At 35.2% G+C, this 15,217-nt stretch carries 13 protein-coding genes; 1 reads left to right on the forward strand and 12 read right to left on the reverse strand.

Features of this window, described 5'->3' with window-relative positions; genetic code table 11:
* Window positions 1–3 precede the first annotated feature (3 nt).
* Window positions 4–456 carry an Lrp/AsnC family transcriptional regulator gene (locus tag PSU83_RS12530; RefSeq protein ID WP_300589848.1) on the reverse strand — a complete coding sequence of 151 codons (453 nt, stop codon included), beginning with the start codon at window positions 454–456 and terminating at the stop codon, window positions 4–6.
* Between the two features lie 384 nt (window positions 457–840).
* Here PSU83_RS12530 and PSU83_RS12535 point away from each other — a divergent pair, with 384 nt between their 5' ends.
* Window positions 841–2,043: an aminotransferase class I/II-fold pyridoxal phosphate-dependent enzyme gene (locus tag PSU83_RS12535; protein ID WP_300589850.1), complete on the forward strand. Its 1,203-nt coding sequence runs from the start codon at window positions 841–843 to the stop codon at window positions 2,041–2,043.
* A gap of 79 nt (window positions 2,044–2,122) precedes the next feature.
* On the opposite strand, the gene PSU83_RS12540 is transcribed toward PSU83_RS12535, so the two are convergent.
* The 11 genes from PSU83_RS12540 to PSU83_RS12590 all read right to left on the reverse strand — a co-directional run bounded on the left by PSU83_RS12540 (window position 2,123) and on the right by PSU83_RS12590 (window position 15,195).
* On the reverse strand, window positions 2,123–2,530 hold the full coding sequence (locus PSU83_RS12540) for a glycine zipper family protein (protein ID WP_300589851.1): 408 nt from the start codon (window positions 2,528–2,530) through the stop codon (window positions 2,123–2,125).
* Window positions 2,531–2,664: 134 nt separating this feature from the next.
* Complete coding sequence (locus PSU83_RS12545; protein WP_300589852.1) at window positions 2,665–3,753, reverse strand: agmatinase family protein; 1,089 nt, start codon at window positions 3,751–3,753, stop codon at window positions 2,665–2,667.
* A gap of 285 nt (window positions 3,754–4,038) precedes the next feature.
* Window positions 4,039–5,328, reverse strand: coding sequence for a kynureninase (gene kynU, locus PSU83_RS12550; protein ID WP_300589853.1), 1,290 nt, complete (start codon window positions 5,326–5,328; stop codon window positions 4,039–4,041).
* A gap of 300 nt (window positions 5,329–5,628) precedes the next feature.
* Complete coding sequence (gene queA / locus PSU83_RS12555; protein ID WP_300589854.1) at window positions 5,629–6,678, reverse strand: tRNA preQ1(34) S-adenosylmethionine ribosyltransferase-isomerase QueA; 1,050 nt, start codon at window positions 6,676–6,678, stop codon at window positions 5,629–5,631.
* A gap of 166 nt (window positions 6,679–6,844) precedes the next feature.
* Window positions 6,845–8,095 (reverse strand): 3-phosphoshikimate 1-carboxyvinyltransferase, encoded by a 1,251-nt coding sequence (gene aroA / locus PSU83_RS12560; RefSeq protein WP_300589855.1) that lies wholly within the window; start codon window positions 8,093–8,095, stop codon window positions 6,845–6,847.
* On the reverse strand, window positions 8,092–8,418 hold the full coding sequence (locus PSU83_RS12565; protein ID WP_300589856.1) for a multidrug efflux SMR transporter: 327 nt from the start codon (window positions 8,416–8,418) through the stop codon (window positions 8,092–8,094). The genes aroA and PSU83_RS12565 overlap by 4 nt, the downstream gene beginning before the upstream one ends.
* A gap of 51 nt (window positions 8,419–8,469) precedes the next feature.
* Window positions 8,470–8,832 carry a four helix bundle protein gene (locus tag PSU83_RS12570; protein WP_300589857.1) on the reverse strand — a complete coding sequence of 121 codons (363 nt, stop codon included), beginning with the start codon at window positions 8,830–8,832 and terminating at the stop codon, window positions 8,470–8,472.
* Window positions 8,833–8,890: 58 nt separating this feature from the next.
* Window positions 8,891–9,217 (reverse strand): nucleotide pyrophosphohydrolase, encoded by a 327-nt coding sequence (locus tag PSU83_RS12575; protein WP_091475526.1) that lies wholly within the window; start codon window positions 9,215–9,217, stop codon window positions 8,891–8,893.
* Window positions 9,218–9,277: 60 nt separating this feature from the next.
* Window positions 9,278–11,266 (reverse strand): DUF3857 domain-containing protein, encoded by a 1,989-nt coding sequence (locus tag PSU83_RS12580; RefSeq protein WP_300589858.1) that lies wholly within the window; start codon window positions 11,264–11,266, stop codon window positions 9,278–9,280.
* 4 nt (window positions 11,267–11,270) lie between these two features.
* Window positions 11,271–13,280, reverse strand: coding sequence for a DUF3857 domain-containing protein (locus PSU83_RS12585; RefSeq protein WP_300589859.1), 2,010 nt, complete (start codon window positions 13,278–13,280; stop codon window positions 11,271–11,273).
* A gap of 4 nt (window positions 13,281–13,284) precedes the next feature.
* Window positions 13,285–15,195 carry a DUF3857 domain-containing transglutaminase family protein gene (locus tag PSU83_RS12590; protein ID WP_300589870.1) on the reverse strand — a complete coding sequence of 637 codons (1,911 nt, stop codon included), beginning with the start codon at window positions 15,193–15,195 and terminating at the stop codon, window positions 13,285–13,287.
* Window positions 15,196–15,217: the final 22 nt, after the last annotated feature.

Consider the following 15,217-nt stretch of genomic DNA (forward strand, 5'->3'; position numbering starts at 1 on the left):
AATTTAGATGGTAAAAGCGGTAGTATTTTTGACTTCACCTATCACAAATGTGCTGTGTGTACTGCCAATATGCTGCAAGGATGTAAGCTTTGTAACCATAAACTCTCTGTATTCTCGCATGTCTTTTACGCAGATTTTGAGGATGTAATCGTAATCGCCACTGACGTGAAAACATTCTAAAACTTCGTTTAGTTTTACAACTTCTTTTTCGAATTGATTGATGAATTCTTTGGTGTGTTGCAATAACTTTAAATGACAGAAAACGACAAATCCTTTGTTGATTTTATTCCGATTTAACAAGACGACGTACTTTTCGATGAAGCCTTCGCGTTCTAGTTTTTTAACACGTTCGTAGACTGCCGTTACCGAAAGGTTGAGTTTTACCGAAAGTTCTTTGGTGGTTTTCTTGGTGTCGTGTTGCAGTAATTCAAGTAACTTTTTATCGGTGGCGTCCATGGGTTGAAGTTGCGGTTAAAAAATCGGCATAATTAATTATTGTATTTCAAAAGTAGTTAATATTTCTATTAAAATTAATAAATATAGTTTTATAATCTATTATTTTGATTTTATGTTGACATTAAATCTGATATTTTGTTTTTTTGATGATTGTTACAAGGTAACGAAAAACCCTAGCCCAGATTACCTAAACAAGTTTATATTTATTAATGGTGTTCGGTGAACACTCCGTGTTTGCAATGAAAATCCTTTTTTAGGATTGCCCTGTAGTGAAGCGAAAGGGAAAGCAATCCTGAAAAAGATTGCAGTGGGAAGCTGGAATTAGCTTCAAAAAATAAAACTAATTGAGGATGCGATTGTTTCGTTCCTCGCAATGATACAACTATGAAAGACTTTAATCCTGCAGACAATATTCAAGATTTACAATATTTTGGCGAATTTGGTGGTGTGAATCCATCGATTTCGGACAGTTCGACGTATACTTTTTTATCGGCTAAAACGATGTTTGACACGTTTGAAGGTAATGCTGAAGGCTGTTATTTGTATTCGAGACATTCGTCACCGAGTAATTTATATTTAGACAAAGCCTTGGCCGCTATGGAGGGAACGGAGACTGCAAATGTTTCTGCTTCTGGAATGGGTGCTATTACGCCGACACTTTTACAGTTGTGCAGCAATGGTGACCACATTGTTTCGAGCCGAACGATTTATGGCGGAACGTATGCTTTTTTGAAAAACTTTACGCCACGATTTGGCATCAAAACGTCGTTTGTAGACATTACAAAACTAGATATTGTTGAAGCTGCCATCACTCCGGAAACGAAAGTTCTTTACTGCGAAACAGTAAGTAATCCATTATTAGAAGTTGCAGATATTGCTTCGCTGGCTAAAATTGCCAAAAAATACAAGCTTACTTTAGTAGTTGACAATACTTTTTCGCCTTTATCTGTAGCGCCGATTTCATTAGGTGCCGATATTGTGATACACAGTTTGACCAAATATATTAATGGAAGTAGCGATACGGTTGGCGGTGTTACCTGTGCTTCGAGAGATTTTATCAATAGTTTGAAAGATGTGAATTCGGGTGCGAGCATGTTGCTTGGACCAACGATGGATAGTATGCGAAGTGCGAGCGTGATGAAAAACCTGAGAACGCTTCACATTCGAATGAAGCAGCACAGTTATAACGGTTTGTATTTGGCTCAGAAGTTTGAAAATGAAGGCATTAAAACGGTATATCCTGGTTTGGAAAGTCATCCGAGTCATGCATTGTATGCTTCGATGATTAATAAAGAATATGGTTTTGGTGGAATGATGACTATTGATGTGGGGACTTTGGATAAAGCCAATGAATTGATGGAATTGATGCAGGAGCGAAACTTAGGGTATTTGGCGGTAAGTTTAGGTTTTTATAAAACGTTGTTTAGTGCGCCTGGGAGTTCTACCTCTTCTGAAATTCCACTTGAAGAACAAAAAGCGATGGGATTAACGGATGGTTTAATTCGTTTTTCAATAGGATTAGACAATGATATTGAAAGAACGTATCAGTCGATGAAACAGTGTATGAAAGAGTTAGGGATTTTATAACGTAATTCAATCCAATAAAAAAACGAGTTAACACCATCCCTGCCGTTAACTCGTTTTACCAAAATCATTATGTACCTTTTTATTTCTTCTTACTATCATCAATAATTGCACCTGTACCAGCTCCTAATCCTGCGCCCGCCAAACCACCAATAATAGCTCCTTCTCCTTTTTTCTTACTTATTGCAGCGCCTGTTATAGCACCTACTCCGGCTCCGATTACGGCTCCTTTAGCAGCACCACTCCATTTTTTTCTTGCCGGAGCTGCAGCAGCAGGTTGTTGATTATTTACAATCACTACTTCTTTTTGTTTCTCTTGCGCTTTATAAACTGTATTCATTGAATCAATGATATATTGTTTTTGAGCTACTGTCTTCATAGAATCAATAGTCACTTGACGCGCTTCATCAACTACTACTCCTTGCTTGTCTGTATTTTTACACGATACAATTACAGCTACAGTGGCGAAAATCAATAGTACCTTTTTCATAATTCAATAGTTATTAGTTACAAGGCAAAGTAACGACAACCATTTGATGTTGGGGTTATATGATTTAGCGCAAAGTTTATAGAATTACGGTTCTGCTTGCAATAGTGGTGGATTCTAATGGATTTGAAAATGAATTATTTTCTATCAAAAAGTATTTTATTTCCAACATTCAATCCGTTATTTTTAGCTAAAACACCACACATATGGAATAACATTCGGGCGCCTACATTGCCGTCCCAATCGTCATTCTCGCCTGGTGCTACTTCAACTAAATCAAAACCTATGATTTCTTTTCCGCTTGCGGCTAGTTTATTGAATAGATAAGTGGCTTGTTCGAATGAAAATCCACCTGGAACCGGAGTTCCCGTATTGGGGCAATACCAAGGATACATTCCGTCGATATCAAAACTGATACACACTTTATGAGGCAAACTTGCCATAATTGCATCGCATTGTTGTGCCCACGTTTTCCCTTCAAAAGATTCGGCTTTTAAATCCGCATCGGTATTAATTAAAACTCTTCCTTTAGATTCTTTTGCCACAGTAACTTCTTGTTCGCAGAAATCGCGAATTCCCACTTGAACAATCTTGGATATTTGTGGAATTTGTAATGCATTGTACATTATTGACGCATGCGAGAACGTAAAGCCTTCGTAGGCAATTCGCAAATCCATGTGCGCATCGAGATGCAGGATTCCGAAATTATCGTGAATTGAGGCCAAGGCTTCATAATAGCCTAATGGTGTAGAATGATCTCCACCAAGAAGCACTACTTTTTTCCCTTGATTCATCCAGAATAACACTTTTTCTTTTACTTCTGTATGCAAATCGCGGCATGCTTTATTTATGGTTACCAAATCGGCTACTAAAGCGGGATGATGGTTCAACTCTTCTCCTTTTTCTAATGCATGAATGATAGGCTGAGCCAACGTTTTATAGGAATTGGAATTGATTTTCCAATGTTCTGGCGCGTTATCATAGTACATTCCGAGTTTCCATAATTCGGGAAAATCTTGGTGATTTAAATCGACTTGAAACGACGCGTCTAAAACCGCTTCGGGGCCATCAGATGCACCAGAGCCGTAACTTACGGTTACTTCCCACGGCACTGGAATGATTATAATTTCGGATTGTTCGGCTGAAAAGGGTAATCCAAAAATGGTTGCATCAGCTAAACCGGGTTGACTTGGATCGAAAGTGTCTATGATTTGTTGTTTGGTCATTTTGTTTTAGATTATCGGATTATGGATTTTTGGATTACAGATTTGATAAATGAATTAAGTTAAACAGTTAGTACAATTTTATAGTAGCGCCAATTATTTGCAGTTTGTCACACTGAGCTTGTCGAAGTACTTTAAAAAAGGTCTTCGACAAGCTCAGACTGACATTGTTTTTCTAATTGAACTCAAAATAAGGTAAAAATCTATTTTTCATTAAACTAATGATAATTGCATCAATGGGTTTATTTATAAGTATTTATAACCTGAAAACCTCTAACCCTTCTTAAATTATCCTTTTAAAATTCCTTGTTTTAGTATTTGTCCAAAGTTATACATGTCTTCGTACGAGCAGTAAAATGGTGCTGGTGCAAAACGAATTACGTTTGGTTCGCGCCAATCGGTGATTACTCCGTTTTTCATTAGGTAATCAAATAAACTTCTACCTTGTCCGTGGAGTAAAACCGATAATTGACAGGCTCGTTCTTCTTGATTTGTTGGCGTTATGATTTCGAATTCGGTTCCGTCGATTTCTTTGTCGATTTCGCGTAATACGAATTCTAAATAGGCTGTAATTTGATTTCTTTTTTGGATTAGTTTATCCATTCCGACTTCTGCGAATAATTCCACCGAAGCCAAATAAGGCGCTAAAGACAAAATCGGTAAATTACTTATTTGCCAACCATCGGCTCCGTGAACAGGATCAAACGTTGGTTCCATTTTGAAACGACGTTCTTTATTGTGTCCCCACCAACCTGCAAATCTTGGTAAATCGGCTTGATGGTGTTTTTCATGGATGAAGCAACCCGAAGCATTTCCCGGGCCAGAATTCATGTATTTATAAGAGCACCAAGCCGCAAAATCTACGTTCCAATCGTGCAATTCTAATTTGATGTTTCCGGCAGCATGCGCTAAATCAAAACCAACTACAGCTCCGGCTTTGTGACCGACTTCGGTAATGGCTTTCATATCGAAAACTTGTCCAGTGTAATAATTCACTCCACCGATTAATACCAATGCTAATTCATCACCAACTTCATTGATTTTAGCCAAAATGTCTTCTAACCGAATGTTGTGTTCACCCTCTCTACGTTTGATTTCAACTATTGCATCCTCTTTATTTATCCCGAAGTTTCGGGAATGAAAATCCACCTGACTTTGAAACATATATTGATCAGACGGAAAGGCTTTTTCTTCACAGATGATTTTGTAACGTGTTTTTGTTGGACGATAAAAGGAAACCATCAGTAAGTGTAAATTTACTGTCAACGTATTCATCACCGTAATTTCTGAAGGCTTTGCTCCAACCAATTTACTTAACGGATTCGCAAAACGTTCGTGATAATCCCACCACGGTTTTTCGGAATAGAAATGACCTTCAACGGCAAGATTTGCCCAATCATTCATTACATCGTCAACATATTTTTTAGTGCGTTTGGGTTGTAATCCTAACGAATTTCCGGTGAAATAGATCACCTCTTTTCCGTTGTGCTGTGGAAAAATGAATTCGTTTCTGTAGTCTTTTAAATCGTCTTGAGCATCGAGTTGCTGCGCAAATTCGAGTGTATTTTGAAATGTCATTGGTGTATTTATTTGTGTTGTAAAAGTAGAAAAAAAGGGAAAAGTAAAAAGGGAAAAGTAAAAAGAAATTTAACTATAGATTGTATTTAGCCCTGATGGCAGTGGAAATCCTTTTTTTATTTTATGAAAGCATCTCGAGTGCGCTCGATGTGACAAAAAAAAGATTGCAACGGACAGCAGGAATAGGGTTTATTGAAATGCCCGAACCATTCGCTCCTAAAAAAAAATCCCAATCTAGTTATTGACTAGATTGGGACTACTATATAAGCACTTCGACTGCGCTCAGCGTGACAATTCAGATTAAATAATCAACATGGCGTCTCCGTAAGAGTAGAAACGGTATTTTTCTTTGATTGCTTCTTCGTAAGCTTTTTTCATCAAATCGTGACCACAGAAAGCAGAAACCATCATTAACAATGTCGATTTTGGTGTGTGGAAATTGGTCACCATACAATCAGCGATACTGAAATCGTAGGGTGGAAAAATGAATTTGTTGGTCCACCCTGAGAAGGTATTCAACGTTCTTTGTGATGAAACGGCACTTTCTATGGCACGCATAGAAGTGGTTCCGATACAGCAAATTCTTTTCTTTTTTACTTTGGCAGAATTCACAATATCACACGCTTCTTGAGTAATGATTAATTCTTCTGAATCCATTTTGTGTTTTGATAAATCTTCTACTTCCACTGGATTGAACGTTCCTAAACCAACGTGTAACGTAACTTCAGCAAAGTCAATTCCTTTGATTTCTAATTTTTTCAAAAGGTGTTTTGAGAAGTGTAAACCTGCAGTTGGTGCAGCTACAGCCCCTTCTTCTTTGGCATAAATAGTTTGGTAACGCTCCGCATCTTCAGGCGTTACTTCACGACTGATGTATTTTGGTATTGGTGTTTCTCCAAGCTCCGTCAATTTTCTTCTGAATTCTTCGTACGAACCATCGTAAAGGAAACGCAATGTTCTTCCGCGAGAGGTCGTATTGTCGATTACTTCGGCTACTAATGAATCATCATCACCAAAATATAATTTGTTCCCAATTCTGATTTTACGTGCTGGATCAACCAATACATCCCAAAGACGTTGCTCAGCATTTAATTCTCTTAATAAGAAAACTTCAATTCTGGCTCCGGTTTTTTCTTTGTTTCCGTACATACGAGCTGGAAACACTTTGGTATTGTTCAAAATCATTACATCTCCGTCATCAAAATAGTTAATGATGTCTTTGAACATTTTGTGTTCTATGGTTTTTTCTTTTCTGTTAATAACCATTAATCTGGCTTCGTCTCTATTTTCGGCTGGGTATTCTGCTAATAATTCGGTCGGAAGATTGAATTGGAAATGAGATAACTTCATTTAATATTAGATTTTAGATATTAGATTTCAGATAAATACACCTGAAATTTGAACGATTGCAAATATACGATTGTCAAATAGGCGTTGTCAAGTGTTTTACTGTTTATTTTCAGAAAGTTGCAAAATCTAAGAGTTTCAAAGCTTCAAAGTCCGAGAAGCAATGAGTTTACTGGATTTTCTGAAGGTCAAAACCTATTGCTTTCAAATCGTCCCAAAAGCTTGGATAGGATTTTGAAACTACTTCCGCATCTTCAATAATTATATTCGTTTTTAAAGCCAAAGGCGCGAAAGCCATTGCCATTCGGTGGTCTTGATAGGTTTTAATTTTTACATCTGAATTGATTTTATCGGATGCTTCTAAAGTCAGGCTTTCATTGGTAACCGTGACATGTGCACCTAATTTTTCGAGCTCGATTTTAAGCGCTACTACTCTATCGGTTTCTTTTATTTTCAACGTATGCAAACCTTTTAAATGGCAACTAATTCCGAGTCCGAAACAAGTCACAGCGATGGTTTGAGCTATGTCGGGAGCGTTGTTTAATTGACAATTGATAATTTGTGATTGACAATTAGAAACTTTTTGTAGCTGGATTGTATCCTTTAGAAAAACAGTCACAACTCCAAAATTTTCATAGATTTCAGCTAAAACAGAGTCGCCTTGTAAACTGTTTTGTTTGTAATTGGATAAAGTAATTTCCGTTCCGATTTCGGATAATGCTACGATTGAATAAAAATAGGAAGCCGAGGACCAATCGGATTCAATTAATAATTGATAATTGATAATTGATAATTTTGGTTTTACTATAATTATGTTGCTCACAAAAGACGTTTCAACTCCGATTTCGTTTAGCAAAGCTAAAGTCATTTTGATGTACGGAATGGATGTGACTTTGCCTTCTAAAGTGAATTCTAAACCATTTTCTAATTTGGGTGCAATGAGTAAAAGTGCCGAAATATATTGACTGCTAACATTTGCGGCAAGCGAAACTTTGTTCTGAATTAATTTTTTTCCTTTGATTCTGATTGGTGGAAAACCATCATTTTCTTCGTAGCTGATTTCGGCTCCAAGTTGGCGTAAAGCATCAACTAAAATTTTGATTGGACGCTCTTTCATTCTGGTTGAACCTGTAAGTACAACTTCATTATTTTCTTGAATGGCGAAATAGGCTGTCAGAAAGCGCATAGCTGTTCCTGCGTGGTGAATATTGAATTCCCTCGACTGCGCTCGGGATGACAAATCATCTGTCAATGCTTGCAGCATCACTTCTGAATCATCCGAATTTGAAGCATTTTCCAATTTTAGATTTGGATATAAAGCCTGAAGCAATAACAATCTGTTCGTTTCCGATTTGGAACCCGTAATTGTAACTTTTAGCTTTTGACTTTCGACTTTCGACTTCTGTAAATAGAGCATCATTCTGAAACTGCTTTTAAACCAATAACTGAAATTATTAAGGTACTGATAAAAAATACACGCCAAAAAGTTGCAGGTTCTTTAAAGATAAAAATCCCGACCAAAACACTACCTACTGCTCCAATTCCGGTCCAAACTGCATAAGCTGTTCCGATTGGAAGCTCTCTAGTGACTTTAACCAACAATACCATGCTGATGGTTAAGCAAATCAGAAATCCAACATACCAGATATAAACCATATTCCCTGTTGCTTCTTTGGCTTTGCCTAAACAAGTCGCAAATCCGACTTCGAACAATCCGGCGATAATTAATAAAATCCAGTTCATTTTTTTAATGGTGAATTGTAAATGGTGAGTTGTGAACGTAATAGTGAACGTTTATTGCTTTCCAATCTTCTGTTTTGTTGTGATGATAATTGATGCTAAAATTTTATTAATTTCAACTATATCATTTTTTAGTGATTGAAATTGTGATTTATCTAAATAGTCTGACTGAAACAATAATTCTAACCAATAATCAGATTCGTTAGCTTCCTTCTGAGCAATTGCGAGCTTATGTATAAAGTCTAATTTGCTTTCTGCTTGCTCAGCCTCACGAACAAGAGCACCTACAGCTGTTCCACTTCTTAATAATTGCTTACTGATTACAAATTCTTTTTTTTCTTTACAAAGATATTTATACAAGTTAACAATCCTTAATGCAAAAGCAAATGATTTTACTTTAATTATATTTTCAGCCATACTATACTTTTAATGGTCAATGAATTACAATTCAAAATTTACCATTCACAATTTACAATTATTTCAGTTTTTCATTATTGTGATGACGATCGTGATCGCGGTTGGTTTTTAAATCTAGTTTTTTATCAAACGCAGCTTGTAAGTCAATTCCCGTTTGGTTTGCCAGACATAGAACTACAAAAACTACGTCGGCTAATTCTTCACCAAGATCTTTGTTTTTGTCGCTTTCCTTTTCGGATTGTTCACCATATCTTCGGGCAATAATTCGGGCTACTTCACCAACTTCTTCCGTTAGTTGCGCCATATTGGTTAATTCGTTAAAATAACGAACTCCGTGATTTTTAATCCAATTGTCAACTTCTAGTTGGGAGTTTTTTAGATTCATTGTTTTTGTAGCTTATTAAATTCAGTAAGCCAAAGATACAATTCCGAAATAATAAAACGGCTAAACTTTTTTCAGGACAATTTTTTCTGTTTGTTTACTGACGATTTCCTTAAAGAAATTTTTTAGCGCTAAATAATATTCCGCTGGGATAACTGCTTGATTTAAATCCAACGTATAAAGCACCTGAATCTGATTTCCCGTAGTAGAAATAACGTATTTGAAACTCCCTAGATTATCTGGCAAGGCTACTGCTTTTGACTCTGGAAGTGTTTCAACTGTATAACCAGCTGGGAAAATTAAACTGATATTAAACTTGTCCTGATTGGGAAACATAAAATCTACAGGATATTCACGTACCTCTTGCTTGAACGGATTGTCACTTCTTGCAAAAAATAAAAACGGTGAAACATACATTTTATCACCAATTCCTTCAACGGAATTAGTCGAAGTAAACGAATAATTCTCGATAATTGGCAAAGCAAAATCGGTAGTATTCTGAACATCATATTCCGATATGTTCAGTCCTGTACTTCTTTTTTCAAGTTTTTCGATATAACTTTCTTTGGCAATTCCGCTGTATCTTTCTCTAAAAACTAACGCATTATAATCAAAATATTGTTCTCTGATTTTTCCTGAAACTTCGCCTTGTGGTGAAATAGTGGCCATAATATTGATTACCTCCTTTGAATTCGATTTTGGCATAAGATCAATATCCGCAGAACTTCCGTCTTTCTTGATTAATCGTCCTGAAGTATTTAAATCTCGAACAGGCAAAATGTTTAGATCCGCGTACTTGCTCGTGGCATCTAAAAGAATCGTTTTTTCATCTATATTGACAGCAGCGATTACGTAATTAAAAAGTGTTCTGTTCGGAAATAAAGCTACGCCATTATCTCTTGTACTCACTAAAACCGGATTGGCTTCAACACCAGCCATTCTTAACATTGCAACTAATAGTAAATTAATTTCGGCAACATTGCCCACTTTATTGGCGTAAGCTACCTCCATTTTTGTTCTCGGGTAATAGCCATATTTTCCATTCCAATTCATTCTGTTTTTAACAAAATTGAATACTTTTTGAGTGTTTTCTTCTGGCGTTGCTCCAGAGTTTATAAACAGTCTCGCATCATTTAAAAAATAGTCAAATTTGCTTATCGCAGTATTGAATTCTTCTTCTTCAAAAATTGATTTGGCAACCGCTTCCCAAGTTGTGGCAATTTGCTTAACTGGTTGATCAGGCATTCTTATCAATTGTAATTCATGCACTATTTTACCGAGATAATTATCGATGTTATTTACATAACTTTCCTCTTTAATTGCTGGTATGTCTTTAACCTTGTATGTTGTCTTAATCTGCTTAAAACTTATCCATTTGGTTTGATTGTAGACATCATTAAGTGCTTGTGATGTACTTTCTATTTTTTCTTCTTTAGCAACATCAACAAAGCCAATTTGTATTCCTTTATAGATATACATTTCAGGAATTTCGGTGACGAATTCAACCGTATTGACCGGAATATCATATTGGAATTGAAAATCGGGTAAAGTGGCGATATTTTCCGTTTTTAATTCGTACTCCAGCTCAATGATTGATCCTTCCTTTACATTGGGAAAGGTTAACGATTTTACTTTCCAAAACTGATTACTATTTTCTACAAATTTCCCTTCATCGCTAACTTTGGCTTTTACCACTTTATCGTTCTCTAAATTATAAGTGTAGGCACTTTCAATCTTTACTGATTCATCATTAAGATTATCATAACCAACATAATAAGGTATTTTGAAATTAGCCCATTTAAGCCCTTCTTTTTTATAGATTTTAAGTTTTATTTGGAATTGTGTATATGAAACAAACTTACTTTCGCTTAATAAAAATTTAAATGTTGTCTTTCCCTTTTTAAATAAAATTGCCGCCGAAGCACTAGTGTCTTTCTGACTTTTCTTCTCGACCAGTTCTTCTTTTGTGACTCTATCCAATTCTAATTTTTGCGCAGTTGCATGGAAGGAGACCATGACAAAAAGAAGAAGAGAAAAACTTAATTTGATCATATTTTTATACTTTTTTAAGCACGATTTTTTCAGTCTGTTTGCTTACTATTTCTTTATAAAAGCCTTTTAATATTTCATAATATTCTGAACCAATTATAGCCTGATTGATGTCAAGCGTATAAAGCACCTGAATTTGACCTGCGTTATTAGAAATAATATATTTTAAACTTCCCATATTTTCAGGCATTGCAATAGCTGCTGCTTGAGGCAAGGTTTCCACAGCATAGCCTTCTGGTATTTTTATACTGATATTGTATTTATCTTGGTTTGGATACACGAAGTCAATAGGATATTCACGGGTTTCTTGCTTGAATAGGTTTTCTGTTGCAGCAAAAAATAAGAAAGGGGAAAAATACATTTTATCGCCAATAATCTCAACAGAATTGGTGGCTTTAAAATCATAATTTTCGACAACCGGCTGCGATAAATCATTTTTATTCTGAACATCATATTCCCCAATTTCTAACCCTTGATGTCTCTTTTCTAATTTTTCTATGTAGCTGTCTTTCGCAATTTCATTGTTGTTCTGTCTGAAAATAAAAGCATTATAATCAAAATATTGTTCTCTAATTTTTCCGGTGACTTCGCCTTGTGGAGAAATGCTTCCCATGATACTGATTACATCTTTTGAATTGGTATTCGGCATTAAGTTAATCTCTGCTGAACTTCCGTTCTTTCTGATTATTCTACCAAACCAATTTAGATCTTGAATGGGTAAAATATTGGCTTGTGAATATTTACTAGTCGCATCAAATAATACAATCTGATTATTCAATTCAAGTCCAGTAATTACATAATTATAAGCTGATGAACTTGGATATAAATAAATTCCATTTGAGCGCGTACTAATTAAAACGGGATTGGCTTCAAAACCAACATAACGCAAAATTGCCGTTAGCATAAGGTTGATTTCTGCTGCATTTCCTTTCTTATCTAAATATGCTTTTTTAACTCCTGCATCACACGTAATTCCAGTGAAATTAGTCCAATTCATTCTTGATTTTACGAAGTTGAAAATAAGATTTATTTTTTCATCCGAAGACGTTTTTCCTTTCAACAAAGCATCTACATCTTTCTCAAAGTAACCCGTCTTAATTAATTCGGGACCAAAATTATCATTATCGTAAATTAATTTTGCGACTGATTCCCAGTCGGTGTTAAAACTTTGGCTTGGTGAATTCGGAAATCTAGTTCCTGATCGTTCGTATGAAATTTTAGACTGATAATTACTAATGTTATTTACATATCCTTCATCTTTTAAGGCGGGAACATTTTCAAGTTTATAAGTAACTTTATTTTCTTGAAAATTCATTAATGTATTTATTCTTCTTGGTGCAGATGACATCATTCCCCCAACTTTATCTTCAGTATAACTGAAATTAATTGATCTTTGAGCAGATGATTTTTCAGTTTTAGGTGCATAATACCCTTTCATGTGCGTATTATAAATAAAGTATTCAGGTATAAGAGCTGAATACTCTGAATAGCCTACTGGAATTTCTTTTTGAAATTCCCATTCTGGAAAGTTCCAGGTATAAGGTGATGAAATCGTAATTTTGTATTCAATGATAGAACCTACTTTTACATTAGGCATAGTTATCTTTTTTCTATTCCAAAATTTATTTACTTTTTCAGTGAATTCTCCATCACTACTCAATTTAGATTTTTCAATTTTATCTCCAACTAAATTATACGTTATTCCTCTAGAAACAAGCACTTTTTCGTTTCCGTTACCACCAACATATATTCTTTCGGAATGGTTGGCAAAATCGTACCCTTCTTTTTTGTAGACCTTAATTTTGGTGCTGATTTCGGTTATTAATTCAAATCCATCATCTCCAGAATAGTTAAAATAGGTTTTTCCAACATTAAACAATACAGCCGCAGCAGCCGAAGTATCCGTTGGACAAACTTTTTCTTTTAGTTCTTCAACAGTTACTTTTCCTAATTCGTGATTTTGTGAAAAGACGACGGTGGATAGCCCTAGAATTAAGATGGTAAAGATGTTTTTCATAAGGTTAGGCTTTTGCTAGTACTACTTTTGAGTTGTCGGTTTTGGCGATGGTTTCTAAAAACTTTCTAAAGTTTTCGTATTTGGATTTATCGTAAATCCCTTTTTTTAGGACTAATTTTCGTTTGCATAAAATTTTGGTTGGACTTAGTGTAGTGAATTCAATTTTATAATATCCAAACTCCGTATCTTGTTCTAATCCATTCGGCTTGGCTTCAACCACAAAACCCTCTGGAATCGTGATTTCAATCTCGTCTTCATTGGTATATCCGCGTTCTCTTTGAAACGGAAATTCACGTGTTCTATACTTCTTAGGAACATACGAATTTTGATCAAACGCATTGAGGGCAAACATTAACTTTCCTCCTGAATTTTGGGCATATCCTTCTGCTTGCAACTCCAAAGTTTCCGTAAAATCAATTGTTTTGGAATCATTATTGAAATTAATTTTCTTTATAGTCAAATTATTGATGTTGCTAAATTGTTCTTTATAATATTTGATTTGGTCTTCCCTGCTCATTCTTTCCTTCTTAAACTCATTATCATATTGCAGTCCTTTTGAAGAAATTTTTAAACTCCCAATAAGATCTCCATTTTCAGTAATTTGATATGCTCCTTTTATAATCTGCAGATTGTCTTTTTCGGTGAACGTTTTGGTTTTAACGATTTCTCCGCCTTCTGGCTTTATTAATAAAACGTTTCTATCATCTGTAAAATCCCCTTGAAAACCAAAAGGCTGAATTTGACTTGTGCATTCCAACCAAATCAATTGATCCTCAACGGGTAAGGTCAAAATAACATGATTTCCTTGAATCGAAGCAAAATCAGCTTGAAGGTCTTTTGTCTCATTAGTTCCCGCATAAACAACTGTATAATATGAAGGAACTCCAACTACTTTTAATAAGGAACGCGTATAATTTGTCAAAGCTTTACAATCTCCATAGCCCAACTTATCAACGTCTTTTGCCAACATAGGTTTCCATCCGCCAATACCCACTTGAACACTAACATATCTGGTTTTTTCTTGAACATATTTGTAAATAATCCTAGCTATTTCTAACGGATTTTTTTCATTCCCTACTAACTGCTTAATCTTATTTTTAGTGTCCTCCGGAATTTCTTCTGTATCAGCTAGAAGTGCATTGTAATACCATTTTCCGAATTCTTGCCAGTTGGTTGCAGTTCCGTCAACATTTTCCAAACGGAAGTTTTCTAACGCAAAATATACCATCGGGAAAACATCTGTAAAACCAGGACTTAGCTCTTCTCTTTTCTTGGCTACCAAATTTTTTGCGCTGTAGCTAATTGACGACGCTGTTTCCGTCTTGTAGATTGGATATTTTGCTGAGAAATTAACTTCTTTATTTTTTAGATTTAATTCAGCTTTGAAATTAATGGTCAATAAAGAAGTTTCGGTACTCACATTATAACCATCCATTGGGCTCCAAGGTGGAATAAATGCGGTATTTGAGGTTTCCAAAGTAGTTTCAAAAACTAAAGTAAAAGGATAGGTTATAGGTGTATAATCTAAATATAACGCTCTATTATCATTAAAAATAGAAACACCATCGGCAACGCTAGTATCTTTAAAATCTTTTCTTTTGAATGTTTTTAAAAATTTGCCAAAAGCATCATAAACCGTAGCTTCTATTGACGTAATTTTTCTATTCTTATCATAATTCTCAGATAAGTCAAGATTTATCAAACCTAATTCATTTAAAACTGATATCACTTGAACCGACTTATAAGTCATCGCCTTTTGAGAAGCAATAGTTACATCTAACTGACTCAAACGCACCACGGCATTGGCATTTTGCTTTAAACTATCGGAAATGTTTGAAATGGAATATTCTGATTTTTGTCCAAAAACGGAAACAGAAATTAACAGAAAAAGTAATGGAAAAAGAGATATTCTCATCAAATGTAATTTTTCCAAATAT

Source organism: Flavobacterium sp. (genome assembly GCF_029945805.1).
Taxonomy (GTDB): domain Bacteria; phylum Bacteroidota; class Bacteroidia; order Flavobacteriales; family Flavobacteriaceae; genus Flavobacterium.